This is a genomic window from Bacillus sp. SIMBA_031 (assembly GCF_046535225.1).
GTDB lineage: Bacteria > Bacillota > Bacilli > Bacillales > Bacillaceae > Bacillus > Bacillus velezensis.
On sequence record NZ_JAWRXC010000001.1, the window covers coordinates 735064 to 761934 of the forward strand.

The window sequence follows — 26871 nt, forward strand, 5'->3', positions numbered from 1 at the left end:
TGTGTGGAAGGGACAAACAACAGGAGATGAAAAGAAATGAACCAGCAAACAGTTAATGTAATCGGAGCAGGCCTTGCCGGAAGTGAAGCGGCATGGCAGCTTGCAAAACGAGGAATTCAAGTGAAACTATATGAAATGCGGCCTGTCAGGCAGACGGCAGCCCATCATACTGATAAATTCGCCGAACTGGTATGCAGCAACTCCCTCCGTTCAAATACACTCGCCAATGCGGTAGGCGTATTAAAGGAAGAAATGCGGGCGCTTGACTCGGCAATCATTCAATCTGCTGATAAATGCTCGGTTCCGGCCGGAGGAGCGCTTGCCGTTGACCGTCATGAATTTGCGCAAAGCGTGACGGATCTCGTGAAAAACCATCCGAACGTAACGGTTCTTACTGAGGAAGTAACAGAGATTCCGGAAGGCCCGACTGTTATCGCGACCGGACCGCTTACGTCAGAATCGCTTTCACAGCAGCTGAAAGAGCTCACGGGAGAAGAGTATCTGTATTTTTATGACGCGGCGGCGCCGATTGTCGAAAAAGACAGCCTTGATATGGAGAAAGTGTACTTAAAATCCCGTTATGACAAGGGAGAAGCGGCGTACTTAAACTGCCCGATGACAGAGGAAGAGTTCGACCGTTTCTATGAAGCATTGACGACGGCTGAGACGGTACCTTTAAAAGAATTCGAAAAAGAAATCTTCTTTGAAGGCTGCATGCCGATTGAAGTCATGGCGAAAAGAGGCAAGAAAACGATGCTGTTCGGACCGATGAAACCGGTCGGACTGGAAGATCCGAAAACAGGCAAGCGCCCTTATGCAGTCGTTCAGCTCAGACAGGATGATGCGGCGGGAACGCTTTATAATATTGTAGGTTTTCAGACACATTTAAAATGGGGAGACCAAAAAGAAGTGCTTAAACTGATCCCCGGCCTTGAAAATGTTGATATCGTCAGATACGGCGTCATGCACAGAAACACATTTATCAACTCGCCGAGCCTTTTGAACCCGACATATCAATTTAAACAGCGGAACGATCTGTTTTTCGCGGGCCAAATGACCGGCGTAGAGGGTTATGTTGAATCTGCCGCTTCAGGTCTTGTAGCGGGAATCAATGCCGCCAAACTTGTGCTCGGTCAGGATCTTGTGACATTCCCGCAGGAGACGGCGATCGGAAGCATGGCTCACTACATTACGACGACAAATCAGAAGAACTTCCAGCCGATGAATGCAAACTTCGGCCTCTTAAAAGAATTGCCTGTAAAAATTAAAAACAAAAAAGAACGAAATGAAGAATACGCTAAACGCGCAATTGGAACTATTCAAACTATTTCGAAAACGATATAGCTTTTCATTGCAACTTCGATGCATTATATGATACCATTTAAAAGCCCTTCGGAGAGGGAGGTCTTCATAATGACTGAGAATGTTAACTTTTTTTTAAAGTTATTCGTTGAATATTTACAAATTGAAAAAAATTATTCACAATATACTATTGTGAATTATGTTAATTCGATTGAAGAATTTGGGATGTTTCTGCATGCTCAAAATATAAATGGAATGAAAGAAGCTGCATATCATGATGTGAGAATATTTTTGACAGAGGCTTATGAAAAAGGCCTGTCAAGAAAAACAATCAGCAAGAAAATTTCAGCTTTGAGAAGCTTCTATAAATTTTTAATGAGGGAAAAGCTTGTTGAAGAGAATCCGTTTCAGCTTGTTCATCTGCCGAAACAAGAGAAACGGATTCCGAAGTTTCTTTATGAAAAAGAACTTGAGGAACTATTCGCTGTTTCAGACAGAAGTCAGCCGTCAGGGATGCGCGATCAGGCCCTGCTTGAGCTTCTTTATGCGACCGGAATGAGGGTCAGTGAGTGCTGTACGCTCACTGTCGGCGATCTTGACCTGTTCATGGATACGGTGCTCGTTCACGGGAAAGGCAAGAAGCAGCGCTATATCCCGTTCGGCTCATATGCCCGTGATGCGCTGGAGCTGTATATCAACAGCGGAAGGCAGTGCCTGCTTGAAAAAGCAAAAGAGCCTCATGATGTGCTGTTTGTCAATCAAAGAGGCGGCCCGCTGACCGCCAGAGGAATCCGGTATATTTTAAGCGGGCTTGTAAAAAAAGCATCCGGCACTTTACATATACACCCGCATATGCTTCGGCACACGTTTGCGACTCATCTGCTGAATGAAGGGGCTGATTTAAGAAGCGTCCAGGAGCTTTTGGGCCATTCCAATCTGTCTTCTACGCAGATATACACGCATGTATCGAAGGAAATGCTGAGAAACACATATATGTCCCACCACCCGAGAGCTTTTAAAGAAAATTAAAAGGAGGCCCTTCTCATGTCATCTTTTCATGCGACAACGATTTTTGCCGTCCGGCATAACGGGAAAAGCGCTATGTCAGGAGACGGCCAGGTCACATTCGGTCAGGCTGTAGTCATGAAACATACCGCGAGAAAAGTGAGAAAGCTGTTTAACGGAAAGGTTCTGGCCGGATTTGCGGGATCTGTTGCAGACGCTTTCACACTTTTTGAAATGTTTGAGGCGAAGCTTGAAGAATACAACGGCAATTTAAAACGTGCGTCGGTTGAGCTTGCGAAAGAATGGCGCAGCGATAAAGTGCTGCGCAAGCTGGAAGCCATGCTGATTGTCATGAACCAGGATACCTTGCTTCTCGTATCGGGAACAGGTGAAGTGATTGAGCCGGATGACGGCATTTTGGCAATCGGCTCCGGCGGAAACTACGCCCTGTCAGCAGGAAGAGCGCTGAAAACCTATGCCGGAGAGAATCTGTCCGCCAAAGATATTGCAAAAGCCGCTTTGAAAATCGCGGGCGAGATTTGTGTGTACACAAACGATCAGATCATTTTGGAAGAACTTGAATAGAAAGGACTTGAGGCGCATGGAAAACAAACCGTTAACACCGAGACAAATCGTAGATCGGTTGGATCAATACATTGTAGGACAGCAGGATGCGAAAAAAGCTGTCGCCGTGGCATTAAGAAACCGCTATCGCAGAAGTCTTCTTGATGAAAAACTGAGAGACGAGATCGTTCCCAAAAACATCCTGATGATGGGCCCGACCGGGGTGGGGAAAACAGAGATCGCCAGACGGATCGCCAAGCTTACCGGTGCGCCATTTATAAAAATTGAAGCGACAAAATTTACAGAAGTCGGCTATGTAGGCAGAGATGTCGAATCAATGGTCAGAGACCTCGTTGAGACATCCGTTCGGCTCATTAAAGAAGAAAAAATCAGCGAAGTGAAAGAACAGGCTGAAGAAAATGCAAACAAACGTATAGTGCGGCTTCTCGTTCCGGGCAAGAAAAAACAAGCGGGTGTGAAAAATCCGTTTGAAATGCTTTTCGGAGGAAGCCAGGCGGCAAATGATGATGAAGCCGACCAGCAGGAAGAAGCAAGCCTTGAAGAGAAAAGAAAGCGCATGGCGCATCAGCTCGCATTGGGAGAGCTCGAAGACCATTACGTCTCCGTAGAGGTGGAAGAGCAGCAGCCGTCGATGTTTGACATGCTGCAAGGCTCCGGGATGGAGCAGATGGGCATGAATATGCAGGATGCGCTGAGCAATCTGGTGCCAAAAAAGAAAAAACGCCGCAAAATGACGGTCAGAGAAGCAAGGAAGGTTCTGACCAATGAAGAGGCAGGCAAATTAATCGATATGGATGAAGTCGGCCAAGAGGCCGTGTTAAGAGCTGAAGAGGGCGGCATTATCTTTATTGACGAAATAGATAAAATCGCAAAAAACGGAGGGGCTTCTTCCTCAGCAGATGTATCGAGAGAAGGCGTTCAAAGAGATATCCTTCCGATTGTCGAAGGATCTACCGTCGTCACGAAATACGGCTCCGTCAAAACAGATCACGTGCTGTTTATCGCAGCCGGGGCATTCCATATGGCCAAACCGTCTGATCTGATTCCGGAGCTGCAGGGCCGCTTTCCGATTCGTGTAGAATTGAGCAAGCTGACAGTAGATGATTTTGTGAAGATTCTCGTCGAACCCGATAACGCGCTGTTAAAACAATATCAGGCTTTATTGCAGACAGAAGGTATATCTCTTGAATTTTCTGACGAAGCTATTCGTAAGATCGCCGAAGTAGCTTATCATGTGAATCAGGATACGGACAACATCGGAGCGAGAAGGCTTCACACGATATTGGAACGTCTCTTGGAAGACCTGTCGTTTGAAGCGCCGGACGTGACGATGGAAAAAGTCGCTATCACGCCGCAATACGTTGAAGAAAAGCTCGGAACGATTGCAAACAACAAAGATCTAAGTCAATTTATATTGTGAAAATTTAATAAGAGGAATTCTAGGAGGATTATTTATCATGGCTTTACTACAAAAAACACGAATTATTAACAGCATGCTGCAGGCTGCGGCAGGCAAACCCGTAAACTTTAAAGAAATGGCTGAAACGCTTCGTGACGTCATTGATTCTAATATTTTCGTCGTCAGCCGCAGAGGAAAGCTTTTGGGCTACTCTATTAATCAGCAGATTGAAAATGACCGCATGAAAAAAATGCTTGAAGACCGCCAGTTCCCGGAAGAGTACACGAGAAATCTGTTCAATGTTCCGGAGACGTCTTCAAACCTTGATATCAACAGCGAATACACGGCGTTTCCTGTAGAAAACAGAGACCTGTTCCAAGCGGGCTTAACAACGATCGTGCCGATCATCGGCGGAGGAGAGAGACTGGGCACGCTGATTCTGTCCCGTCTGCAGGATCAATTTGAAGATGATGATCTCATTCTTGCTGAATACGGAGCAACCGTTGTAGGAATGGAGATTTTAAGAGAAAAAGCGGAAGAAATCGAAGAAGAGGCGCGAAGCAAAGCGGTTGTTCAAATGGCGATCAGTTCTCTGTCTTACAGTGAACTTGAAGCGATTGAGCATATCTTTGAAGAGCTTGACGGAAACGAAGGCTTGCTTGTGGCAAGTAAGATTGCGGACCGTGTCGGCATTACGCGTTCAGTAATCGTTAACGCGCTGAGAAAACTGGAAAGCGCAGGCGTCATTGAATCCAGATCACTGGGAATGAAGGGGACGTACATTAAAGTTCTGAACAACAAATTCCTTATTGAATTGGAAAACCTTAAATCTCATTAAGACAAAAGCAGGATCCCTGAAAATGGGGGTCCTGCTTTTTTTATGAACAATAGGTGAAAAGTTGCAGTTTAAAGTTGCTTATTGGAATCTGATCTGAGATAATCCATCTTGCTGTGTGAAAAAAGGAGGAAGATACAGAAATTCCGCTATTTTCAGTCTAATATTAAACAAACCCTTGTAGTACAAATATTCTAGGACTTAATACCCACATGCAAAATAGATACAATTGAGCACTTTTTTTTAGCCTAACTTCATAGACTTTAAGCCTGTTATTTCTTACAATAAGCATATGGTTTTACAATTCTCGACAAGGATTTTTAGGAGAAAAATATCTGAAATGGAGGTAAGTGGATTTGGACTTATTTTCTGGAACTATACAAAATCTTGAGAATGCCTTGGGGAGAGCGGACATTAAGCAAAAAGTCTTAACTAATAATATCGCCAATATAGATACACCGAACTACAAGGCAAAAAAAGTCTCTTTCCGAAATTTGTTAGATCAGGAAACATCCAATCTTGAGGCTGTAAAAACCGACTATCGGCACGTTGACTTTACGGGTTCGGGGGACGATTATTCTATCGTGTCCAGCAGTGATACATCGTACCAGCAAAACGGAAACAATGTCGATATCGACAAAGAAATGACAGATTTAGCCGAAAACCAAATTAATTATCAGGCTTTGGTTGAAAGAATGAGCGGCAAATTCAATTCTCTGAAAACCGTCTTGACAGGAGGAAAATAATGAGTGGCTTTCAAAGCTTAAATATTTCGGGTTCCGCTTTAACTGCACAGCGTGTCCGGATGGACGTCGTATCGTCCAACCTGGCCAATATGGATACAACGAGAGCGAAGCAGGTAAATGGCGAATGGGTGCCTTACAGAAGAAAGCTGGTATCTCTCCAATCCGGAGGCGAATCATTTTCGTCCCTTTTACATTCCAAGATGAACGGAACAGGAAGCGCGGGAAGTGGCGTAAAGGTATCTGGTGTTACGGAAGACCCGTCCGCTTTTAATCTCGTTTATGATCCGGAGAATCCTGATGCGAATAAAGACGGATATGTACAAAAACCAAATGTAGATCCATTAAAGGAAATGGTGGATCTTGTCAGCAGCTCGAGATCATATGAAGCAAACGTAACTGCATTAAACGCCTCCAAAGGCATGCTTTTGAAGGCTTTAGAAATCGGAAAGTAAGGTGATGTAAGTGGTTAACGCTATTACTCCTTTTCAGCTTCAACAAACCCAAAACACTCAAAACGTAACGAATCAATTAAACCAAACTCAAAAAACTGATTCTTCAAACCAAACAAGCTTTTCGGAGCTTTTAAAAAACTCTATTGATTCGTTAAATGAGTCACAAGTAAAATCTGACCAAATAACGAACGAACTGGCTGCAGGAAAGGATGTAAACCTTGACGAGGTCATGATCGCTGCCCAAAAAGCAAATATTTCTCTGACGGCCGCTACCGAATTCCGCAATAAAGCCGTGGAAGCCTATCAGGAAATCATGAGAATGCAGATGTAGTGGTCAGATTGAAGAGAATGACTGGAATGACCGGGGGTTAACATGAATCGTACTCTAATGCAAATGAAAACCAAAACGGCAGCGTTTTGGAACAACAGATCAAAAACACAGAAGATACTCATGGTAAGCGGCTTGGCCGCATTCATTATTTTACTCATCGTCGTTATTATTTTTACTTCGTCTGAAAAGATGGTGCCTCTTTATAAAGATTTGTCCGCGGAAGAAGCGGGGAAGATTAAAGAAGAGCTCGATACGAAAAAGGTGTCTTCTGAACTTGCTGACGGCGGCACGGTCATTAAGGTTCCTGAGAGCCAAGTGGATTCGCTTAAAGTCCAGCTTGCCGCAGAAGGCCTGCCGAAAACGGGATCAATTGATTATTCGTTCTTCGGACAAAATGCGGGCTTCGGCCTGACAGATAATGAGTTTGACGTTTTAAAGGTTGAGGCGACTCAGACCGAATTGTCAAACCTGATAAATGAAATGGACGGTATTAAAAGCTCGAAGGTCATGATCAATATGCCGAAAGAAGCCGTGTTCGTCGGTGAAGATCAGCCGGCAGCATCCGCTTCAATCGTTTTGCAGATTAAACCGGGCTACTCGCTTGATCAAAACCAGATCAACGGGCTGTACCATCTCGTTTCTAAAAGTGTTCCGAACTTAAAAGAAGATAATATCGTCATAATGGATCAAAATTCTACATATTATGACAAAAGTGACGGCGGTGCAGGGGCCGTTTCTGACAGTTATGCTTCTCAGCAAGGTATTAAGTCGCAGGTCGAAAAGGACGTTCAAAAACATGTTCAGTCACTGCTCGGCACAATGATGGGGCAAGATAAGGTCGTTGTTTCCGTAACGGCGGATATTGACTTCACGAAGGAAAAACGCACTGAAGACACTGTCGAACCTGTCGATAAAGATAACATGGAAGGCATAGCGGTAAGCGCCGAAAAAGTTGCGGAAACGTACAAAGGCGACGGCGCGGCCAACGGCGGCACGGCCGGAACGGGAAGCAATGACACCGCGAACTATGCCGAGACAAACGGCGGTTCAAACAGCGGGGACTACGAAAAAAGCAGCAATAAAATCAACTATGAAGTCAACCGCATTCATAAAGAAATCGCTGAAAGCCCGTATAAAGTGCGTGATTTAGGCATTCAGGTCATGGTGGAGCCGCCTAATCCGAAAAATGCCGCTTCCTTATCAGCACAGAGACAGGCTGATATACAGAAGATTTTAGGAACGGTCGTCAGAACGTCTCTTGATAAAAACGAAACGCAAAATCAAAACCTGACAGACAATGATATCAACAATAAAATCGTTGTATCCGTTCAGCCGTTTGACGGAAAAACAAGCTTGAACACAGATTCGGCACAATCTTCAGGTCTTCCGATCTGGGTATACATTACAGGCGGCGTACTGCTTGCGGCCATTATTCTGCTTATTATTCTCCTCATCAGAAAGAAACGCTCACAAGAGGATGAATACGAAGAATATGAATATGAAACACCGCCGGAGCCGGTTCGATTGCCTGATATCAACGAAGAGAAAATTGAAACGGAAGAAACAGTCAGACGAAAACAGCTTGAAAAAATGGCTAAAGAAAAACCGGAAGACTTTGCTAAATTGCTTCGAAGCTGGCTGGACGAGGATTAGGGGGAATGGAAAATGGCGAAACGTGATCAGAACAAGCTTACAGGAAAACAAAAAGCAGCCATCCTCATGATTTCCTTAGGCCTTGATGTATCAGCTTCTGTATACAAGCATTTGTCTGAAGAAGAAATTGAAAGATTGACACTCGAGATTTCGGGAGTCAGAAGCGTCGATCATCAAAGAAAAGATGAAATCATTGAAGAGTTTCATAATATCGCAATCGCTCAGGACTATATTTCACAAGGCGGTTTAAATTACGCCCGCCAAGTGCTTGAAAAAGCGCTCGGAGAAGACAAAGCGGTAAGCATTTTAAACAGGCTCACCTCTTCTTTGCAGGTAAAGCCGTTTGATTTTGCGAGAAAAGCGGAACCCGAACAGATTTTAAATTTCATTCAGCAGGAACATCCGCAAACGATGGCGCTGATTTTATCCTACCTTGACCCGGTGCAGGCCGGACAGATTTTGTCTGAGCTGAACCCGGACGTTCAGGCTGAGGTGGCAAGAAGGATTGCGGTTATGGACAGAACGTCTCCTGAAATCATAAATGAAGTGGAGCGGGTCCTTGAACAAAAGCTGTCCTCCTCCTTTACGCAGGATTATACGCAGACCGGCGGCATAGAAGCCGTTGTTGAAGTGTTAAACGGCGTAGACAGAGGAACGGAAAAAACGATCCTTGATTCATTAGAAATCCAAGATCCTGAGTTGGCGGATGAAATCAAAAAACGGATGTTTGTCTTTGAAGATATTGTCACCCTTGATAACCGTGCGATTCAGCGCGTGATCAGAGACGTTGAAAACGACGACCTCCTGCTTTCATTGAAGGTTGCGAGCGAGGAAGTCAAAGAAATCGTCTTCAGCAATATGTCACAGCGTATGGTTGAAACGTTTAAAGAGGAAATGGAAATTATGGGGCCTGTGCGTTTGCGTGATGTGGAAGAGGCGCAATCAAGAATCGTGGGCGTCGTCCGCAAGCTGGAAGAAGCCGGTGAAATTGTAATCGCGCGAGGCGGAGGAGACGATATTATTGTCTAATATCATTAAACAGCAATCATCATTTTCTCCTGAACAAAAACGGCGCAAGCTTTCCTTGCAGGAAGTCAGGAAAACACATTCCCAGCCAGACCGGGAGGAACCCGAAAATCCAGAGGCTCTCATGGCTTTTGCCAAAGCAGAAGCCGACAGGGTGTCTGAAGAAGCGAAAAATCAATTTGAGCACACTCTTCGGCAGATTGAAGAAGAGAAAAACCGCTGGGCGGAAGAAAAACAAAGATTGATAGAAGAAGCAAAGGCAGAAGGATATGAAGAAGGCATGGCATTGGGAAAAGCCGAGGCTCAAGCTGAATACGCTAATCTCATCAGCCGGGCCAATGCCGTTATGGAAATGGCGAGACAGTCAGTCGAGGAAAAACTGGAAAGCGCTGAGGAAGAAATTATTGAGCTTTCCGTTGCGCTCGCTAAAAAAGTATGGCGGCAAAAAAGTGATGATAAAGAGGCTTTCCTTCTGCTGGTCAAACAGGTAGTAGCCGAAGTAAAAGATTATGATGACATCTCCATCTATGTGGACCCTGAATATTATGAGACGGTTCATCAGCATATGGACGAAATTCAGCAGCTGTTATACAAAGAATGCAGATTAAGCTTATATGCCGATGAAAAAGCCGCGAAGGGAACGTGCTCGATAGAAACTCCGTTCGGACGTGTTGATGCAGGCGTAGACACCCAGCTGATGCAATTAAAGCAAAAACTTTTAACGGCGCTTGAGGCGGGAGCGGAGCAATGAAGACACAGTATTTAATAGACTCAATTGAAACAGCGGATCCGTACAAACGCTACGGCAAGGTTAAACGGGTCATCGGGCTGATGATTGAATCAAAAGGGCCCGAAAGCTCAATCGGAGATGTTTGTCTCATTTATCCGAAAGGCCATACGAAAAAAGCAATTAAAGCTGAGGTTGTAGGCTTCCAGGATGAAAACATTCTGCTAATGCCTTATCTGGAAGCGGCCAGCATCGCGCCGGGCAGCATTGTGGAGGCCACTGGCGAGTCGCTCCGCATCAAAGTAGGCGCGGGTTTAATCGGACAGGTTGTCGACGCGTTCGGCGAACCTCTTGACGGCCGGGCGCTTCCGAAAGGTTTGTCCCCCGTTTCGACGGAACAGCCGCCGCCAAACCCGATGAAACGCCCGCCGATACGGGAAAAGATGGGTGTCGGCGTCAGATCGATTGACAGTCTGCTGACGGTAGGAAAAGGGCAGAGAATCGGGATTTTTGCCGGAAGCGGAGTCGGAAAAAGCACCCTGATGGGAATGATCGCGAAGCAGACTGAAGCTGATTTAAACATTATCGCACTCGTCGGTGAACGGGGGCGCGAGGTGCGTGAATTCATCGAGAAGGATTTAGGCGAAGAAGGACTGAAACGCTCGATAGTCGTAGTCGCGACCTCTGATCAGCCTGCCTTAATGCGTTTGAAAGCGGCGTATACGGCCACCGCCATTGCAGAGTACTTCCGCGATAAAGGCCGGAATGTGATGTTCATGATGGACTCTGTCACGAGGGTCGCGATGGCTCAGCGGGAAATCGGCCTGGCAGCGGGAGAACCGCCGACAACAAAAGGATATACACCTTCTGTGTTCGCTATTTTGCCCCGTTTGCTGGAAAGAACGGGCGCGAATGAACAAGGAACGATAACCGCTTTTTATACGGTTCTCGTAGACGGAGATGACATGAACGAACCGATTGCCGATACGGTGCGCGGAATATTAGACGGGCATATCGTTCTCGATCGGGCGCTTGCCAACAAAGGGCAGTTCCCGGCCGTGAACATCCTGAAAAGCATCAGCAGGGTCATGTCTAATATTTCAGACACATCGCATATAGAGGCGGCCAACAAATTCCGCGATCTTCTGTCAACTTATCAAAACTCTGAAGATCTCATTAATATCGGAGCTTACAAAAGAGGATCATCAAGAGAAATTGATGAAGCGATTCAGTTTTATCCGCAGCTTATTCAATTTTTAAAACAAGGAACGGAAGAACCCGCTCAATTGGAAGACAGCATTGCGGCATTGACGAGTCTGACAGGAAAAGAGGAATAAACATCGTGGCATACCAATTCAGATTTCAAAAGCTGCTGGAATTAAAAGAAAATGAAAAAGACCAAACATTGACTGAATACAGACAATCGGTTTCTGAATTTGAGACAGTGGCTGAAAAACTATATGAAAATATGAGCAAAAAAGAATTGCTCGAAAAAGACAAAGAATCAAAGCTGAAATGCGGGATGAGCGTTCAGGAAATGAGACATTATCAGCACTTCGTTTCCAATCTTGAGAACACCATCTATCATTATCAAAAGCTTGTCATCATGAAACGAAATGAAATGAATGAGAAGCAGGAACAGCTCACCGAAAAAAACATTGAAGTAAAGAAATTTGAAAAAATGCGGGAAAAACAATTTAATATGTTCGCACTTGAAGACAAAGCTGCAGAGATGAGGGAAATGGACGACATTTCAATCAAGCAGTTTATGATTCAGGGGCATTAGGAGCGAATGAAATGGCCGATAAAGAAAAGAGATCTGGAAAGTTCGGTTCAATCCTGCTTTTTATCATGATCCCGCTGATTTTTCTGATCATCGTCGCAAGCATCATCCTTTGGGCTGCCGGCGTTGATGTGATGAAGCCGATTCAGGAAACAGCCGCTAAAACGCCTGTTTTAAAAGAATTGGTTCCCGAAACGAAAGAAATGAAAAGCGCGGCGGAAAAGCAGAAGGAAGACAGAACGGCTTCTCTTGAAAAGACCATAAAGGAACAAAAAAGTGAAATTAACATTTTGAATAAAGATTTAGACACAAGCAAGTCCGAAATCGATAATCTGAATCAGAAAATCCGTTCACTGAAACAGGAAGCTGAACAGCAGCAGAAAACGAAGACGGATGAAACGAAAAAAGACGCTTCGGATTCAGCCGGAAAAGATAAGATGATCAACATCTATAAAAGTATGGACAGCGGTAAAGCGGCAAGCATTATCGTAAAGCTGAAAGAAAAAGAAGCCCTCGATATTTTAAACGGATTAAGTAAAAAGCAGCTTGCTGAAATCTTGACGAAAATGACTCCTGAACAAGCGGCTAAATATACAGAAAAACTATCCGCTGACGGAAATAAGGAGTGATGTAAGTTGAGGCTGCTTGAATTAACGGGTAATCGTACGCAGGCTGCGCAAAACAGCAATGTGAAGATGAATGTAAACAGCTTAGGTCTATTTCATAACTGGCTCCTGTCGGAAATCACTTCTCCCCGGCAGCCCGGAGATGAAACAAAAACAAGTGACGCAGAGCTGAATGATGCTCTATCGAAAATCGGTGATTGGCTGAAAGCCGGCCCGGAAGATAAAGAATTGCAGCTAAAACAGCTGCTTGAGGCGGTAAAAGCTCTTGAAGGAAAGCAGACGGCTGAAACAGCTCTTCCTTTATTGAAACAGCTTGCCGAATCTGTTGAAGACATGTTAGCGGGAAAACAGCATGGGGCGAAGCCCGAAACGGATGAGCCGGATTCTTCCGCAAAAGACGGGGATTCCGTCAAGGATGCGCTTGAGAAGGGTCTGCTTTTCATTCATGAAGCCGTATCCCAGCTCTTCACATCTCAGCAGGAACTGCCTGACAGCGCGCAGGCAAAGGCGGTTTACCAGGAAGGCGCCCGTTTATTAGAGGCATTGAAAAAACAAGGCGTTCCGGACCGCGTGATTCAAGACCTGCGGCAGACATTTTTTCCGAAAAACGAATCTGCATCTAAACTTTACTCCATGACAGCCGCTGAGCTGAAGAGCTTTCAAAGCGTCGCGGAGCAGCTTGCGGGCCTTTCTCAAAAGGGAACAAAGGAATGGGATATGGCTGAAACTGAGCTGAAAGCTTTTGTGTTATCTCAATCATCTGAATCATCCCAAGAGTCAGCCGGAAAAACAGAACAGCAAAACGGCGGCACGGTTTCTCACGCAAAGGCGCCTGACAGCAAATTGTCTGCACATATCCTGTTTTCGGGAACGAGAAGCCTTGCCGGCATTCAGCAAACGTCCGCAGGAGCTGAACAGCAGCCGGCAGAAAATAAACCGTTAACGGATCAGGTCATCAGCGGCTGGAAACAGATGAAATACACGCCTTTCGGGAAAACAACCGGAAGCTTTACGATTCGTCTTAATCCCGAGAACCTCGGATTTGTCACAATTAAGGTGACAAACGAAAACGGGATGTTTCAAAGCAAAATAATCGCATCCAGCCAGTCCGCGAAAGAGCTGCTGGAACAGCATCTTCCTCAGCTGAAACAGTCGCTTCCGAATATGTCGGTCCAGGTCGACCGTTTTACAGTCCCGCTTCAAAGCGGGGATCAGCAGCCTGTTTACGGGCAGACGGCCGATCACAATAAACAGCAGCATCAGGGACAGAGAGAGCAGAAGAACCAGCAGCAGTCAGGCGATTTCGGAGATATGCTGGAGGAGCTTTCTCTCAATGAAATGGAGGAAGAATAGTTGACATCAGTAAACTCGGATTATGCCGCGGCGGGCGCTTCAACCACTTCAAGCGCGAAGAGCACCTCCGCAGTAAACAGCAGCACGAATTTAGGAAAAGACGAATTTCTTAAGATCTTAATGACACAGGTTCAAAACCAGGACCCGCTCAATCCGGTTGATGACAAAGAATTCATCAGCCAGATGGCGACATTTTCTTCATTGGAGCAAATGATGAATATGAATACGACGATGACTAAATTTGTAGAAAATCAAGATCCGTTTACGATGTATGTGAACTGGATCGGTAAAAATGTCACATTCAGCGACAGCGACGGGAAGGATCAGACAAGCCCGGTCAATTCAGTCAAGCATTCAAACGGCAATTACGTGCTCGTGCTTGAAAATGGCAAAGAGGTCAGTCCGTGGAATGTCACGGCCGTCAGCGAAACATCTAAATAAAAAGAAACCCAGGGGGAATTTAACATGTTACGTTCATTATATTCCGGTATCAGCGGCATGAAAAACTTTCAGACAAAACTAGATGTAATCGGCAATAACATCGCCAACGTCAACACAGTGGGATTTAAGAAAAGCCGCGTTACATTTAAAGATATGATCAGCCAGACAGTCGCCGGCGGTTCAAACGTGACCAATTCAAAACAAATCGGCTTAGGTGCCGCGACTTCTTCCATTGATGTCGTTCATTCAACCGGCGCCCCGCAGGCTACACAGAATAAAACCGACCTAGCCATTGACGGAGACGGATACTTTCAGATTAATACAGGCGCGGGAATTGTTTACACACGTGCGGGGAATTTCGGAAAGGACAATCAAGGGAACCTTGTTACGACTGACGGGTACTACCTTGAAAAAATCGGCGGCGGCAAAATCAATATTCCGACTGATGCGAAAGATTACAGCATCGGTGCAGACGGAACGGTTACATACACTGATGCAGGGGATGAGGTTCATGATGCCGGACAAATCGGTCTGGTCACGTTCCCTAACAGCGCCGGTCTGGAAAAAATCGGAGGCAACCTTTACAGAGAATCATTAAGTTCAGGAGCTGCGAGCGCAGTCACCACTCCGGGCGAAAACGGAACGGGTAAGCTTTTGGCAGGCTATCTTGAAATGTCAAACGTAGATCTGACAGATGAATTTACCGAAATGATCGTTGCTCAGCGCGGTTTCCAATCAAACTCAAAAATCATTACGACTTCAGATGAAATCCTTCAGGAGCTGGTTAATCTGAAACGGTAAGGAGGGAGGAGAGGCGGTTAGGCCGCTTCTCCGGATTGCATGATTCAAGTCACCCGTTTAAACGGCCAGCCTTTTACGCTGAACGCGCTGTTTATCGAACAGATTGAGTGCTTCCCCGACACGACGATTACACTGTCCAACGGCAAAAAGTTCGTAGTGAAAGAACCGGAAGAAGCAGTTCTCAAAAAAGTCATATCGTTTTACCATAGCATACAAATATTTTCACTGGATCAGGGAATAGAGGAAGAAGAATGAAGAAAAAATTAGTCATCATTTTGCTGATTATTTTAATTGTCATCGCCGGCCTCGGAACGGCAGCATATTTTGTCGTCAGCGGAAATTCCGACAAAGATAAAAAGCCGACAATTGACGAAGTCGTTGCAGCCACTGTGTCTGTCGACGATATCACGACAAACTTAAAGTCTGACAGCATCATCCGTATCGGCATCAAGCTTGAAACCGACTCGGCTAAAGCGAAGGAAGAACTTGAAAAACGCGATTTTCAGGTGAAAGACAACATCATTTCCATTTTAGCTGACACAAGCGCCGGAGAGATTGAGGGAGATAAAGGAAGAGAAGCGTTTAAACAATCATTAAAAGAGAAAGTAAACAGCTATCTCCAAGAAGGAAAAGTTCAGAAAGTGTACATTACCTCCTTTAATCTGCAATAAAAACAAATTTGACAGAATACGGAGGTGAAGAAAATGTCAGGAGAAGTTCTCTCCCAAAATGAAATAGACGCACTGCTTTCCGCCATTTCCACGGGTGAGGCGGATGCGGAAGAGCTGAAAAAGGAAGTTAAAGAGAAAAAAGTAAAGGTATATGATTTTAAACGGGCTCTCAGATTCTCGAAAGATCAGATACGCAGTTTAACCCGGATACATGATAACTTTGCGAGGCTTCTCACAACACACTTTTCCGCCAAGCTCAGAACGTATATTCATATATCCGTCAGCTCAGTTGACCAGGTGCCGTATGAAGAATTTATCCGTTCCATACCGAACATGACGATTTTAAATTTATTCGATGTTCATCCGATGGAAGGCAGAATCATGATGGAGGTTAATCCCACCATCGCATACGCAATGCTTGACCGCGTCATGGGAGGCATCGGCATCACTCATAACAAAGCTGACAGCCTTACGGAAATTGAAACGAATATTATTTCTAACTTATTTGAAAATGCACTGGGCAACTACAAAGAAGCTTGGCAATCGATTGCTGATATTGACCCTGAAATGACTGAATTTGAAGTGAATCCTCAGTTTGTACAGATGGTTTCCCCAAATGAAACAGTCGTTGTCATTTCTCTCAATACACAGATAGGTGAAATCAGCGGTGTCATTAATCTTTGTATTCCCCATGTCGTACTTGAGCCGATTATCCCTAAGCTTTCCGTACATTATTGGATGCAATCAGACCGGAATGAAGCGAAGCCCGAAGAAACGAAGTTGCTTGAAAAGCGCATCATGACGGCTCAAATTCCCGTTGTGGCTCTCTTGGGCGCTTCTGAACTGACAATAGAAGAATTTTTAAGTTTGGAAGTCGGGGACTGTATAACTCTGGACAAATCAGTGACTGATCCTCTTACTGTATTGGTCGGAAACAAACCGAAGTTTTTAGGGCAGGCCGGCCGGGTGAATCGAAGACAGGCAGTGCAAATTTTAGATCACGACATAAGAGGTGAACAAGATGAACAATAGATTATCTCAAGATGAAATCGATGCTCTTCTTAACGGCACAAACAGTCAATCAGAGGATACAGAACAGCCTCAAGGGGCGAACTTGTCTGAACTTGAGCGCGATGCGATCGGAGAAATCGGGAATATTTCGTTCGGCAGCTCGGCTACGGCGCTGTCCACTCTTTTAAATCAAAAAGTGGACATTACGACGCCGAGTGTGACCGTCATTTCAAAAAGCAAAATCAGTGATGAATTTCCTCATCCGTATGTTGCCATTGAAGTGAACTACACAGAAGGCTTTGACGGCAGCAATTTGCTCGTCGTCGAACAAAGCGACGCGGCCATCATCGCGGATTTGATGATCGGCGGGGACGGCCGGGGCGCCGATCCGTCACTCGGTGAAATCCACCTGAGCGCCGTGCAGGAAGCAATGAATCAAATGATGGGCTCGGCTGCTACGTCAATGTCGACCGTATTCAGTAAAAAGATTGACATTTCTCCGCCAAGGGTTGAACTTCTGGATGTGACGGAAGAAAAAGGGACCGACAGAATACCTGAGGATGACCTGCTCGTAAAAGTGTCATTCCGTCTGAAAGTCGGCGAATTAATCGATTCGAGCATCATGCAGCTTTATCCGATTACGTTTGCGAAAGATCTGATCGCAGACCTGATGACTGCAGACCAGCATGAGTCAGAGGCCGCAGAAACCGTATCAGAACCTCAGCAAACATACGAAACGCCGCAGCTGGAACCTGCCATGCAGCCGGAGCCGCAGGCAAAACCTGAGCTTCCGAAGAGACAGGGAACCGCCAAAAAAGCTGCTCCTGTTCAAGTCGCTCCGGTAGAATTCCAGGCGTTTGATCATAACGAAGCGGCGCAAGGATCAAGGAATAACCTTGATATGCTGATGGATATTCCGCTTTCCGTTACGGTTGAGCTCGGCAGAACGAAGAGAAGCGTCAAAGAAATCCTTGAACTTTCTGCGGGAAGCATTATTGAGCTTGACAAGCTGGCTGGTGAACCTGTTGACATCCTGGTCAACCAGCGGATCGTGGCAAAGGGCGAGGTCGTTGTCATAGAAGAAAACTTCGGCGTGAGAGTCACTGATATTTTAAGTCAGGCAGACCGCCTTAACAATTTAAAATAAGCGAACATAGAGGAGAGAAACAGATTATGGCACACAGAATTTTAATTGTAGACGATGCAGCATTTATGAGAATGATGATCAAAGATATTTTAGTGAAGAACGGTTTTGACGTTGTAGCTGAAGCTTCAGACGGAGCGCAGGCAGTCGAAAAATTCAAAGAGCATTCCCCCGACCTTGTGACAATGGATATTACAATGCCTGAAATGGATGGGATTACAGCTTTAAAGGAAATTAAACAAATCGATCCGCAGGCGAAAATCATCATGTGTTCGGCTATGGGCCAGCAGTCAATGGTTATTGACGCGATTCAAGCCGGCGCAAAAGACTTTATCGTGAAACCGTTCCAAGCGGACCGCGTGCTTGAAGCCATTAATAAAACATTAAGCTAAAGGGTGTACGACTGTTGAAAAAGAGTCATGGTTTACTAGCTTTGATTTGTTGTTTCGTTTTACTCAATGTACATCCGTTCCCTGCTTTTGCGGCGGAGTCTGACAATTCCACCGTCAACGAATGGTTTGACAAACAATCAACAAACAAAACAGAGAAAAAAAGCGATACATCGAAACAAACGGCTGATCAAGAGATAGGGGATGCTTCTGCATCTTCTGTCTCCGCTTTTGATTTTGTAAAGATGATTGGGGCGTTATTATTCGTCATTCTGCTGATCTATGGATTTGTCAAACTGATGAATAGAAGAAACCGTCTGCTGAAGCCGTTTCAATATGTAGAAAATATCGGCGGAACGTCAGTCGGCCAAAACCGTTCCGTGCAGCTGATTAAAGTGGGAAACAGCGTTCTCGTAGTCGGTGTGGGCGAAACGATACAGCTTTTAAAAGAAATTGAAGATGAAAAAGAGCGCGAGGCGATTCTGAGCCAATACGAAGAGTCGATGTCTTCAAAAGTGGAATGGACCAAGCTCGTAAATCCGCGTAAGGATGGAGAAAAAAAGCCGCAAACGATGCTTCCGTCGTTTTCGAAAGCGCTGAAAGAACAGCTGAACGAGCTGAAACAAAGCCGTTCTGAAGGAAAGAAGAAAGGCCCTTATCATCATGAATGAATTTATTAATCTTTTTAATTCAAACAGTCCGACCGAAGTCAGCTCCACTGTTAAATTACTGCTGCTTTTGACTGTCTTTTCAGTGGCGCCGGGGATTCTGATTTTGATGACCTGCTTTACGAGAATCGTCATCGTCCTGTCTTTTGTAAGAACCTCACTGGCGACGCAGAACATGCCTCCCAATCAGGTTTTAATCGGCCTTGCGCTGTTCTTGACGTTTTTTATTATGGCGCCGACTTTTTCAGAGATTAATAAGGAAGCCTTAACGCCGCTGATGGACAACAAAATCAGTCTCGATGAAGCATATACAAAAGCCGAGAAGCCGATTAAAGAGTATATGAGCAAGCATACAAGGCAGAAGGATCTGGCGCTGTTTATGAACTATGCCAAAATGAAAAAACCTGAATCGATTCAGGATATTCCTTTGACGACGATGGTGCCCGCTTATGCGATATCAGAACTCAAAACCGCTTTTCAAATGGGCTTTATGATTTTTATTCCGTTTTTAATTATCGATATGGTCGTGGCGAGCGTCTTAATGTCAATGGGAATGATGATGCTACCGCCGGTTATGATCTCTCTGCCCTTTAAAATATTGCTTTTCGTTTTGGTCGATGGATGGTATTTAATCGTGAAATCTTTGCTTGACAGCTTTTAGGGTAGGTGCTAATTGTGAGTTCAGAATTTGTAATTTCCATGGCGGAAAAAGCCGTATATGTAACACTAATGATCAGCGGGCCGCTGCTTGCGATCGCGCTGATCGTCGGTTTGCTCGTCAGTATCTTTCAAGCGACAACTCAAATCCAGGAACAGACGCTTGCGTTCATTCCGAAAATCGTGGCGGTGATGCTTGGACTGATCTTTTTCGGTCCTTGGATGCTGTCGACGATTCTTTCGTTCACAACTGATCTGTTCTCTCATCTGAACCGATTTGCAGGGTAGAATCAAATGAATTCCATCATTGATTTATTTCCCGCTTTTTTATTGGTCTTTATCAGAATCTCTGCTTTTTTTGTAACGGTGCCGGTGTTCGGGCATCGGAATCTGCCGGCGGTTCACCGAATCGGCTTTGCTTTTTTTCTTTCGGTGATCTGCTTCAGCACGCTGAAACATGCGCCGGAAATAGAAATAGGGGAACAGTATATGCTGCTTGTCATAAAAGAGGCCGTTGTGGGCTTGAGCCTCGGGCTGATTGCTTTCATGATGATGACAGCCATTCAGATAGCGGGTTCCTTTATTGATTTTCAGATGGGCTTTTCCATCGCCAATGTCATTGATCCGCAATCAGGAACGCAAAGCCCGCTGATCGGACAATTCGTTTATACGCTGGCGCTGTTATTTATGCTCAGCGTAAACGCCCATTATCTTTTATTGGACGGGATTTATTACAGCTTTCAGTATATCCCGCTTGATCAGGCATTTCCGTCGTTTGGAAATGATCACTTTGGACTTTTTATCGCAAAAAGCTTCAATGCCATGTTTATTATCGCTTTTCAAATGTCTGCGCCGGTTGTGGCCAGTCTGTTTTTAGTTGATTTGGCGCTCGGCATTGTGGCGAGAACGGTGCCGCAGCTGAATGTTTTCGTTGTCGGGCTTCCTCTGAAAATAGCCGTGAGCTTTATTATGCTGATCGTTTGTATGTCGGTGATGTTTGTCGTCGTCCGCAACATCTTCAGCCTTACCGTTGAAACCATGCGGAATCTATTGGCATTGGTCGGTGTGACATGATGAGACTCAGACTGAATCTGCAATTCTTTGCCGGTGAAAAAACGGAGAAAGCCACTCCGAAAAAACGGAAGGATACAAGAAAGAAAGGACAGGTCGCGAAAAGTACGGATGTGAATACAGCCGTTTCCTTACTGATTATCTTTCTATCGCTGATCGCGCTCGGTCCTTATATGCGGGACAGGCTGCTGTCCTTTATTAAAACGTTTTATACGAAATCGATAACATTACATCTGTCAGCATCTGCCGTGCATGAACTGTTCGTGGATACGGTGAAAGATATCAGCCTTATCCTCGCGCCGGTTATGCTGGTCGCACTTGTGGCAGGTGTCGTGAGCAATTACATGCAGGTGGGTTTTCTGTTTTCTGCGGAAGTCCTCAAGCCTGACTTGAATAAGCTCAGCCCGCTGAAAGGATTTAAGCGGATTTACAGCATGAGGGCGATTGTTGAACTGGTCAAATCCATTTTGAAGATTACCGTGGTCGGTTTTGCCGCCTTTATGGTGCTCTGGCTTCATTATGGCGATATTCTCCGCCTTCCGCTTTTAACGCCTGCGGAAGTGCTCACTTTCGTTTCTAAGCTCACGCTTTGGATGGGGCTTGCGGGATCAGGGGCTTTAATGCTCCTGGCCGGGCTTGATTATTTATATCAGCGTTTTGACTATGAGAAAAATATCAGAATGTCAAAGCAGGATATAAAAGATGAATACAAAAAATCGGAGGGTGATCCGATTATCAAGTCCAAAATTAAGCAGAAGCAGCGGGAAATGGCGATGAGGCGGATGATGCAGGAAGTGCCGAAAGCGGATGTCATCATTACCAACCCGACCCATTATGCGATAGCTTTAAAATATGATGAAAAGAAAATGGACGCTCCTTACATTGTTGCAAAAGGGGTCGACCATCTCGCATTAAAAATCAGGCAGATCGCCAAAGAACACGATGTCATGACGATTGAAAACAGACCGCTCGCGCGTGCGTTATATGATCAGGTTGACATTGATCAGGCTGTGCCGGAAGAGTTTTTTAAAGTCATTGCGGAAATTTTGGCTTATGTATATAAAACGAAACAAAAAGTATAGTGAATTTCAGATTCAAAAGGAGAGAAAAACAGCATGTCAACAAGAGATTTATCGGTTTTAATAAGTGTTGTCCTCATTGTGGCAATGCTGGTGATTCCATTCCCTCCATGGTTGTTAAGTATTTTGATCATCATTAATATCTCTCTTGCGTTGATCGTGCTTCTCACCACAATGAATATGCAAGAACCGCTGCAATTCTCGATATTCCCGTCATTGCTGCTGTTATTGACGCTGTTTCGGCTTTCGCTCAATGTGTCGACGACACGTTCGATTCTTTCTCACGGAGAAGGGGGAAAGGTTGTTGAGACATTCGGGAATTTCGTTGTTGGCGGAAATGTGCTGGTAGGGCTTGTTGTCTTCATTATCTTGATTATTATTCAGTTTATCGTCATTACAAAAGGCGCCGAGCGGGTATCGGAAGTGGCGGCGAGATTTACGCTCGATGCGATGCCCGGAAAGCAAATGAGTATTGACGCGGATTTAAATGCCGGCATGATTACGGAGCAGGATGCAAAGCACAGACGTGAAAAAGTCGCCCGGGAAGCGGATTTTTACGGCGCCATGGACGGTGCGAGCAAATTCGTCAAAGGGGATGCCATCGCGGGTATCATCATCGTGATGATCAATATTATTTTCGGAATTGTAATCGGCATGCTGCAGCAGGGGATGAGCATACAAGAAGCTGCGTCTCACTTTACAATGCTGACGGTCGGTGACGGTATCGTTTCTCAAATGCCGGCCTTGCTCATTTCAACGGCTACGGGGATTGTCGTGACGAGAGCGGCATCTGAAGGAAACCTCGGTCATGATATTACAGGCCAGCTGTTTGCTTATCCGAAGCTCTTATATGTAGCCGCGGGAACTGTACTTTTGCTCGGTCTTCTTACACCGATCGGCATTCTGCTGACGGGGCCGATCGCCGGTCTGCTTGCATTCGGCGCTTATACGCTGTCCAAAACGGATAAGCCGAGCGAAGAAGAGGAAGAAATTCTTGAAGAAGAGGCTCAGGCGGATGAACTGAAAAGCCCGGAAAGCGTCGTGCAGCTTTTACATATTGATCCGATTGAATTTGAGTTCGGATACGGACTCGTGCCGCTTGCAGACGCGGGGCAGGGCGGTGATCTTCTTGACCGCATCGTCATGATCAGACGTCAGCTTGCGCTTGAATTGGGACTTGTCATTCCGGTTGTGCGCATCAGGGATAACATCGCGCTCCAGCCGAATGAATACAGATTGAAAATTAAAGGCAATGAAGTCGCTAAAGGAGAGCTCCTGCTGGATCATTACTTAGCGATGTCACCGACGCCTGAAGATGACGTCATTGAAGGAATTGAAACGATAGAGCCGTCGTTCGGACTTCCCGCAAAATGGATCAGCGAAGCTGCAAAAGATGAAGCGGACATGCTGGGGTATACAGTTGTTGATCCGGCGTCAGTCGTATCTACGCATATTACAGAAAAAATTAAGCAGCATGCCCATGAACTGGTCGGCAGACAGGAAACAAAGCAGCTGATCGATCATCTGAAGGAAAATTATCCTGTGCTTGTTGAGGAAGTCACGCCAAACCCTCTTTCTGTCGGCGATATTCAAAAAGTGCTTGCCAAATTGCTGAGAGAAAAAGTTTCAATCAGAAACTTGGTGACCATTTTTGAAACTCTTGCCGATTACGGAAGATTAACGACAGATTCAGATCTTTTGACAGAATACGCGAGACAGTCGCTTGCCAAACAAATCACGGCACAATATGCGAGAGAGCATGAAACGCTGAAGGTCATCACATGCTCAGGCCGGGTGGAAAAAGCGATTGCAGACGGGGTTCAGCAGACTGAACAGGGCAATTACCTGTCACTCGACCCTGAGGTTTCAGACAGCATCATCCGTTCTGTCGCTAAAGAAGCCGAGCAGCTTTCCATCCGACAGGAGTCGGCGATTCTTCTTTGCTCGCCTGCTGTCAGAATGTATGTAAAACAGCTGTTAGAACGGTATTTCCCTGATCTTCCGGTTCTTTCTTATAATGAGCTGGAAGCAAATGTTGAAGTACAGAGCATTGGAGTGGTGGATATTTAATGAAAATAAAAAAATTTACAGCCGCTTCAATGCAGGATGCCGCGAAGCAAATCAAAAAGGAACTCGGCAATGATGCCGTTATTTTACATTCCAAACAAGTAAAGAAACGAAAATGGCTGGGGCTGCGGTCGCAGCAGGCCGTCGAAGTGATAGCGGTTTTAGATCGTGACGTCAGGAAAGCGAGAAAAACGCCGCCGGCTGCCGCTGAAGAAATGAAAAAGACGGAAACGGCGGAGAAAGCTGAGCCTGTTCAGCCGCCGCGTCTTCCGGATCAAAGCATTTCCGGCGAACTGGCGCATTTTAAAGAAGTGCTCCCTGAACCATTAAAAAAAGCCGAGAGACTATTGAAGCAAGCCGGGCTTCCTGATCATACGCAAAACGCCGTACTCAGTGAATTGCTCCGTTCTTCAATTGTTTCCGGAGATTTAACTGAAGATAATGTCAGCTCAAAACTGCAGGATTTGTTAGTGAAAAAACTCCCTTCGGCAGACAGGTGGCAGGAAGGGATTCAATCAAAATACGTCGTGCTTTTCGGTTCAACCGGGGCCGGCAAAACGACTACACTTGCGAAACTCGCGGCCTCATCAATGCTGACAGAGCATAAAAAAATTGCCTTTATGACGACGGATACTTACCGGATTGCCGCGGTCGAGCAGCTGAAGACATATGCGGAGCTGCTGCAGGCTCCTCTTGAAGTATGCTATTCAAAGGAAGAATGTCTGAAGGCACTGGAAAAATTCGCTGAATATGACCACGTTTTCATTGATACAGCCGGTAGAAACTTTAAAGAAGAGCAGTATATTACGGAATTACAAGAGATGATTCCGTTTGAATCAGGCTTACAATCCTTTCTCGTATTATCGGCATCTGCAAAATATGAAGATATGAAACAGGTGCTGAAACAGTTTTCAGGTGTGCCGGTCAATCAATTCATTTTCACGAAAACGGATGAAACCGCCTCACTCGGCTCCGTGTTTCAAGTGCTGTCGGAATCAAGAATCGGCGCCGCCTATTTGACAAATGGACAGGATGTGCCTGAAGACATCCTATCGGCTTCACCAAAAGAGTTTGTAAGGATGCTTTTGACATGAAACCCGATCAGGCAGAGTCATTAAGAAAGAAAATGAGAGAGCGGCAAATGATCAAGCCGGAGCTTTATGAGAAAAAAGCGAAGACATTAGCCGTCATCAGCGGTAAAGGCGGCGTCGGAAAATCTAATTTAACATTAAACATGGCAGTTGCCCTGCAGGAAAAAGGAAAAAAAGCACTCATCATTGATCTTGACATCGGAATGGGCAACATTGGTGTGCTGATCGGCGCTGCTTCTTCCCGCACCATTATTGATGTGATGGAGAATCGGCACGCGTTGGCTCAATCACTTTCCTCCGGTCCGAAAGGCCTTCGCTACATATCCGGCGGAACGGGGCTTGAGGCGATCTATCAAGCAGACGGAGAGAAGTGGACGGCTTTTATGAATGGTCTTTCCGCTGTATTAAACGATTTTGATTACGTTCTGTTTGATATGGGAGCGGGACTTTCAAAAGAACAGCTGCCGTTTATTTTATCGGCGGAAGACATTCTCGCCGTGACAACGCCTGAGCCGACGGCCATTATGGATGCCTACAGCGCGATCAAACATCTTTTGCTCGCGGATGAACGGCTGACCGTAAACATTGCCGTCAATCGCGCCCGCGCCCAAAAACAGGCGCTGGACACGTACAACCGCCTTTCTCATGCGATTCACACGTTTTTAGGCGCAGGGGTGCGTTTCGCCGGCTCCATACCCGATGACCCGCTAGTAAGTCAAGCCGTCATTGACCAGGTGCCTTTTTTAATAAAAAGTCCTCAAGCAAAAGCCAGCAGGTCCGTCCGTCTTCTGACGGATGTCTTGTTTCAAACGGAAGAAAACAAACCAAGAGAAGAGAAACCGGCATTTATTGAGAGATTATCTTCTTTTTTATTGAGGAGGACTTTACAGTGATTCGTGTGCTTGTCGTTGATGACTCAGCTTTTATGAGAAAGATGATTACCGATTTTCTGGCTGCGGAAGTGCAGATAGAAGTCATCGGGACAGCCAGAAACGGGGAAGAGGCGCTGAAGAAAATAGAGCTCCTTAAACCGGATGTTGTCACGCTTGATATTGAAATGCCGGTCATGAACGGAACGGATACATTGCGGAAGATCATCAGCATATATAAACTTCCCGTAATCATGGTATCGAGCCAGACACAGCAAGGGAAGGACCGAACGATCAACTGTCTGGAAATGGGCGCTTTTGATTTTATCACCAAGCCTTCCGGAGCGATTTCACTTGATCTTTATAAAATTAAAGAGCAGCTGATTGAGAGGGTGATTGCAGCCGGGCTGTCCCGCGCACAAAAACCTGAGGCGGCAGTGAAAGAGTCTTCTATCCCGGAACGTCCGGCTTTGGCGGGATTTGAAAGACCGAAAGCAAAATCCGCCAAGCAGGCCGTATTCATCGCGACCTCTACTGGCGGACCGCGGGCTCTGCAAAAGGTGATTCCGAAACTGCCGAAGGATTTAAAGGCGCCTGTATTTGTCGTTCAGCACATGCCTGAAGGCTTCACCGCTTCACTTGCAGACAGACTCAACCATTTGTCAGATATTCAGGTCAAAGAAGCGGAAAACGGTGAAGAAGCGAAAGACGGATGGGTGTACATCGCGCCCGGCGGAAAAAATATGACGGTTGCAGAGGAAGGCGGAAGGCTCCGCATCATTCTTGACGTTCATGATACGGAAAGCCGGCATAAACCGTCAGCCGATTATTTGTTTCGGTCGGCAAGCCGCTTATCCGATTACGAAAAGGTGGCCGTCATTATGACAGGCATGGGCAGCGACGGAACCGAGGGCTTAAAAGAAATGCTCAGAACAGGCGGCGTTAAAACGATTGCGGAATCGGACGAATCCTGTGTTGTGTTCGGAATGCCGAAGTCAGCGATAAAGGCGGGCCTCATTCATGAGATTAAACATGTGGAAGATATCGCGGCATCCATCACCGGATGTGTGAAAAAAGAGAGGGTGTGAA

At 45.6% G+C, this 26871-nt stretch carries 31 protein-coding genes; all 31 read left to right on the forward strand.

The window, feature by feature from the left end; genetic code table 11:
- Nucleotides 1-36: 36 nt before the first annotated feature.
- Entirely contained in the window at nucleotides 37-1344 is a 1308-nt protein-coding gene (gene trmFO / locus SB724_RS03660) for an FADH(2)-oxidizing methylenetetrahydrofolate--tRNA-(uracil(54)-C(5))-methyltransferase TrmFO (protein ID WP_265971959.1), read from the forward strand.
- 69 nt (nucleotides 1345-1413) lie between these two features.
- The gene (gene xerC / locus SB724_RS03665; RefSeq protein ID WP_007409774.1) at nucleotides 1414-2331 is read left to right on the forward strand and encodes a tyrosine recombinase XerC; all 918 of its coding nucleotides are present in this window, start codon (nucleotides 1414-1416) and stop codon (nucleotides 2329-2331) included.
- 15 nt (nucleotides 2332-2346) lie between these two features.
- Entirely contained in the window at nucleotides 2347-2892 is a 546-nt protein-coding gene (hslV, locus tag SB724_RS03670; protein WP_014417767.1) for an ATP-dependent protease subunit HslV, read from the forward strand.
- 16 nt (nucleotides 2893-2908) lie between these two features.
- Complete coding sequence (hslU, locus tag SB724_RS03675) at nucleotides 2909-4312, forward strand: ATP-dependent protease ATPase subunit HslU (RefSeq protein ID WP_007611413.1); 1404 nt, start codon at nucleotides 2909-2911, stop codon at nucleotides 4310-4312.
- Between the two features lie 37 nt (nucleotides 4313-4349).
- Nucleotides 4350-5129, forward strand: coding sequence for a GTP-sensing pleiotropic transcriptional regulator CodY (gene codY / locus SB724_RS03680; RefSeq protein WP_003154263.1), 780 nt, complete (start codon nucleotides 4350-4352; stop codon nucleotides 5127-5129).
- A 353-nt stretch (nucleotides 5130-5482) separates the two neighbouring features.
- Complete coding sequence (flgB, locus tag SB724_RS03685) at nucleotides 5483-5872, forward strand: flagellar basal body rod protein FlgB (RefSeq protein WP_003154260.1); 390 nt, start codon at nucleotides 5483-5485, stop codon at nucleotides 5870-5872.
- Nucleotides 5872-6324, forward strand: coding sequence for a flagellar basal body rod protein FlgC (flgC, locus tag SB724_RS03690; protein ID WP_007409776.1), 453 nt, complete (start codon nucleotides 5872-5874; stop codon nucleotides 6322-6324). The genes flgB and flgC overlap by 1 nt, the downstream gene beginning before the upstream one ends.
- A gap of 10 nt (nucleotides 6325-6334) precedes the next feature.
- Nucleotides 6335-6655 carry a flagellar hook-basal body complex protein FliE gene (fliE, locus tag SB724_RS03695; RefSeq protein WP_007409777.1) on the forward strand — a complete coding sequence of 107 codons (321 nt, stop codon included), beginning with the start codon at nucleotides 6335-6337 and terminating at the stop codon, nucleotides 6653-6655.
- 42 nt (nucleotides 6656-6697) lie between these two features.
- Complete coding sequence (gene fliF, locus SB724_RS03700) at nucleotides 6698-8308, forward strand: flagellar basal-body MS-ring/collar protein FliF (protein WP_038458010.1); 1611 nt, start codon at nucleotides 6698-6700, stop codon at nucleotides 8306-8308.
- A gap of 12 nt (nucleotides 8309-8320) precedes the next feature.
- Entirely contained in the window at nucleotides 8321-9337 is a 1017-nt protein-coding gene (fliG, locus tag SB724_RS03705) for a flagellar motor switch protein FliG (protein ID WP_003154256.1), read from the forward strand.
- Nucleotides 9330-10085 (forward strand): flagellar assembly protein FliH, encoded by a 756-nt coding sequence (fliH, locus tag SB724_RS03710; protein WP_335494971.1) that lies wholly within the window; start codon nucleotides 9330-9332, stop codon nucleotides 10083-10085. Before fliG ends, fliH begins: the two co-directional genes overlap by 8 nt.
- Nucleotides 10082-11398: a flagellar protein export ATPase FliI gene (fliI, locus tag SB724_RS03715; RefSeq protein ID WP_101669538.1), complete on the forward strand. Its 1317-nt coding sequence runs from the start codon at nucleotides 10082-10084 to the stop codon at nucleotides 11396-11398. Before fliH ends, fliI begins: the two co-directional genes overlap by 4 nt.
- Before the next feature lie 5 nt (nucleotides 11399-11403).
- A complete protein-coding gene (gene fliJ / locus SB724_RS03720) occupies nucleotides 11404-11847 on the forward strand; it encodes a flagellar export protein FliJ (RefSeq protein WP_032874893.1) in 444 nt (147 codons plus the stop codon).
- Between the two features lie 11 nt (nucleotides 11848-11858).
- Complete coding sequence (locus SB724_RS03725) at nucleotides 11859-12473, forward strand: MotE family protein (RefSeq protein WP_015388236.1); 615 nt, start codon at nucleotides 11859-11861, stop codon at nucleotides 12471-12473.
- A gap of 6 nt (nucleotides 12474-12479) precedes the next feature.
- Nucleotides 12480-13823 (forward strand): flagellar hook-length control protein FliK, encoded by a 1344-nt coding sequence (locus tag SB724_RS03730; RefSeq protein WP_265971951.1) that lies wholly within the window; start codon nucleotides 12480-12482, stop codon nucleotides 13821-13823.
- Entirely contained in the window at nucleotides 13824-14264 is a 441-nt protein-coding gene (gene flgD / locus SB724_RS03735) for a flagellar hook assembly protein FlgD (RefSeq protein WP_007409782.1), read from the forward strand.
- 24 nt (nucleotides 14265-14288) lie between these two features.
- Complete coding sequence (gene flgG, locus SB724_RS03740; protein ID WP_007409783.1) at nucleotides 14289-15065, forward strand: flagellar basal body rod protein FlgG; 777 nt, start codon at nucleotides 14289-14291, stop codon at nucleotides 15063-15065.
- Nucleotides 15066-15104: 39 nt separating this feature from the next.
- A complete protein-coding gene (swrD, locus tag SB724_RS03745; RefSeq protein ID WP_003154243.1) occupies nucleotides 15105-15320 on the forward strand; it encodes a swarming motility protein SwrD in 216 nt (71 codons plus the stop codon).
- A complete protein-coding gene (gene fliL, locus SB724_RS03750; RefSeq protein ID WP_007611437.1) occupies nucleotides 15317-15736 on the forward strand; it encodes a flagellar basal body-associated protein FliL in 420 nt (139 codons plus the stop codon). The genes swrD and fliL overlap by 4 nt, the downstream gene beginning before the upstream one ends.
- Nucleotides 15737-15769: 33 nt before the next feature.
- The gene (fliM, locus tag SB724_RS03755; protein ID WP_003154240.1) at nucleotides 15770-16768 is read left to right on the forward strand and encodes a flagellar motor switch protein FliM; all 999 of its coding nucleotides are present in this window, start codon (nucleotides 15770-15772) and stop codon (nucleotides 16766-16768) included.
- Nucleotides 16758-17894, forward strand: a complete 1137-nt coding sequence (gene fliY, locus SB724_RS03760) for a flagellar motor switch phosphatase FliY (protein ID WP_265971949.1) — start codon at nucleotides 16758-16760, stop codon at nucleotides 17892-17894. The genes fliM and fliY overlap by 11 nt, the downstream gene beginning before the upstream one ends.
- A 26-nt stretch (nucleotides 17895-17920) precedes the next feature.
- Nucleotides 17921-18283 (forward strand): chemotaxis protein CheY, encoded by a 363-nt coding sequence (gene cheY, locus SB724_RS03765; RefSeq protein WP_003154238.1) that lies wholly within the window; start codon nucleotides 17921-17923, stop codon nucleotides 18281-18283.
- 14 nt (nucleotides 18284-18297) lie between these two features.
- Complete coding sequence (fliZ, locus tag SB724_RS03770; RefSeq protein WP_003154237.1) at nucleotides 18298-18951, forward strand: flagella biosynthesis regulatory protein FliZ; 654 nt, start codon at nucleotides 18298-18300, stop codon at nucleotides 18949-18951.
- A complete protein-coding gene (fliP, locus tag SB724_RS03775; protein WP_012117556.1) occupies nucleotides 18944-19609 on the forward strand; it encodes a flagellar type III secretion system pore protein FliP in 666 nt (221 codons plus the stop codon). The genes fliZ and fliP overlap by 8 nt, the downstream gene beginning before the upstream one ends.
- Before the next feature lie 14 nt (nucleotides 19610-19623).
- Nucleotides 19624-19893 carry a flagellar biosynthesis protein FliQ gene (fliQ, locus tag SB724_RS03780; RefSeq protein WP_003154234.1) on the forward strand — a complete coding sequence of 90 codons (270 nt, stop codon included), beginning with the start codon at nucleotides 19624-19626 and terminating at the stop codon, nucleotides 19891-19893.
- 6 nt (nucleotides 19894-19899) lie between these two features.
- The gene (gene fliR, locus SB724_RS03785) at nucleotides 19900-20679 is read left to right on the forward strand and encodes a flagellar biosynthetic protein FliR (protein WP_017417780.1); all 780 of its coding nucleotides are present in this window, start codon (nucleotides 19900-19902) and stop codon (nucleotides 20677-20679) included.
- A complete protein-coding gene (gene flhB / locus SB724_RS03790; RefSeq protein ID WP_410570131.1) occupies nucleotides 20679-21758 on the forward strand; it encodes a flagellar biosynthesis protein FlhB in 1080 nt (359 codons plus the stop codon). The genes fliR and flhB overlap by 1 nt, the downstream gene beginning before the upstream one ends.
- A gap of 33 nt (nucleotides 21759-21791) precedes the next feature.
- Nucleotides 21792-23825, forward strand: coding sequence for a flagellar biosynthesis protein FlhA (gene flhA / locus SB724_RS03795; RefSeq protein ID WP_410570133.1), 2034 nt, complete (start codon nucleotides 21792-21794; stop codon nucleotides 23823-23825).
- Entirely contained in the window at nucleotides 23825-24916 is a 1092-nt protein-coding gene (gene flhF, locus SB724_RS03800) for a flagellar biosynthesis GTPase FlhF (RefSeq protein WP_410570135.1), read from the forward strand. Before flhA ends, flhF begins: the two co-directional genes overlap by 1 nt.
- Nucleotides 24913-25806: a MinD/ParA family protein gene (locus SB724_RS03805; protein ID WP_410570137.1), complete on the forward strand. Its 894-nt coding sequence runs from the start codon at nucleotides 24913-24915 to the stop codon at nucleotides 25804-25806. Before flhF ends, SB724_RS03805 begins: the two co-directional genes overlap by 4 nt.
- On the forward strand, nucleotides 25803-26870 hold the full coding sequence (locus tag SB724_RS03810; RefSeq protein WP_032874916.1) for a protein-glutamate methylesterase/protein-glutamine glutaminase: 1068 nt from the start codon (nucleotides 25803-25805) through the stop codon (nucleotides 26868-26870). Before SB724_RS03805 ends, SB724_RS03810 begins: the two co-directional genes overlap by 4 nt.
- The last annotated feature ends 1 nt before the right edge of the window (nucleotide 26871 follow it).

Coding starts and splice junctions, on each gene's coding strand:
- trmFO (WP_265971959.1), top strand. CDS start 37: ATGAACCAGCAAACAGTTAATGTAATCGGAGCAGGCCTTGCCGGAAGT.
- xerC (WP_007409774.1), top strand. CDS start 1,414: ATGACTGAGAATGTTAACTTTTTTTTAAAGTTATTCGTTGAATATTTA.
- hslV (WP_014417767.1), top strand. CDS start 2,347: ATGTCATCTTTTCATGCGACAACGATTTTTGCCGTCCGGCATAACGGG.
- hslU (WP_007611413.1), top strand. CDS start 2,909: ATGGAAAACAAACCGTTAACACCGAGACAAATCGTAGATCGGTTGGAT.
- codY (WP_003154263.1), top strand. CDS start 4,350: ATGGCTTTACTACAAAAAACACGAATTATTAACAGCATGCTGCAGGCT.
- flgC (WP_007409776.1), top strand. CDS start 5,872: ATGAGTGGCTTTCAAAGCTTAAATATTTCGGGTTCCGCTTTAACTGCA.
- fliF (WP_038458010.1), top strand. CDS start 6,698: ATGAATCGTACTCTAATGCAAATGAAAACCAAAACGGCAGCGTTTTGG.
- fliG (WP_003154256.1), top strand. CDS start 8,321: ATGGCGAAACGTGATCAGAACAAGCTTACAGGAAAACAAAAAGCAGCC.
- fliI (WP_101669538.1), top strand. CDS start 10,082: ATGAAGACACAGTATTTAATAGACTCAATTGAAACAGCGGATCCGTAC.
- SB724_RS03725 (WP_015388236.1), top strand. CDS start 11,859: ATGGCCGATAAAGAAAAGAGATCTGGAAAGTTCGGTTCAATCCTGCTT.
- flgG (WP_007409783.1), top strand. CDS start 14,289: ATGTTACGTTCATTATATTCCGGTATCAGCGGCATGAAAAACTTTCAG.
- swrD (WP_003154243.1), top strand. CDS start 15,105: ATGATTCAAGTCACCCGTTTAAACGGCCAGCCTTTTACGCTGAACGCG.
- fliL (WP_007611437.1), top strand. CDS start 15,317: ATGAAGAAAAAATTAGTCATCATTTTGCTGATTATTTTAATTGTCATC.
- fliM (WP_003154240.1), top strand. CDS start 15,770: ATGTCAGGAGAAGTTCTCTCCCAAAATGAAATAGACGCACTGCTTTCC.
- fliY (WP_265971949.1), top strand. CDS start 16,758: ATGAACAATAGATTATCTCAAGATGAAATCGATGCTCTTCTTAACGGC.
- cheY (WP_003154238.1), top strand. CDS start 17,921: ATGGCACACAGAATTTTAATTGTAGACGATGCAGCATTTATGAGAATG.
- fliP (WP_012117556.1), top strand. CDS start 18,944: ATGAATGAATTTATTAATCTTTTTAATTCAAACAGTCCGACCGAAGTC.
- fliR (WP_017417780.1), top strand. CDS start 19,900: ATGAATTCCATCATTGATTTATTTCCCGCTTTTTTATTGGTCTTTATC.
- flhB (WP_410570131.1), top strand. CDS start 20,679: ATGAGACTCAGACTGAATCTGCAATTCTTTGCCGGTGAAAAAACGGAG.
- flhA (WP_410570133.1), top strand. CDS start 21,792: ATGTCAACAAGAGATTTATCGGTTTTAATAAGTGTTGTCCTCATTGTG.
- flhF (WP_410570135.1), top strand. CDS start 23,825: ATGAAAATAAAAAAATTTACAGCCGCTTCAATGCAGGATGCCGCGAAG.
- SB724_RS03805 (WP_410570137.1), top strand. CDS start 24,913: ATGAAACCCGATCAGGCAGAGTCATTAAGAAAGAAAATGAGAGAGCGG.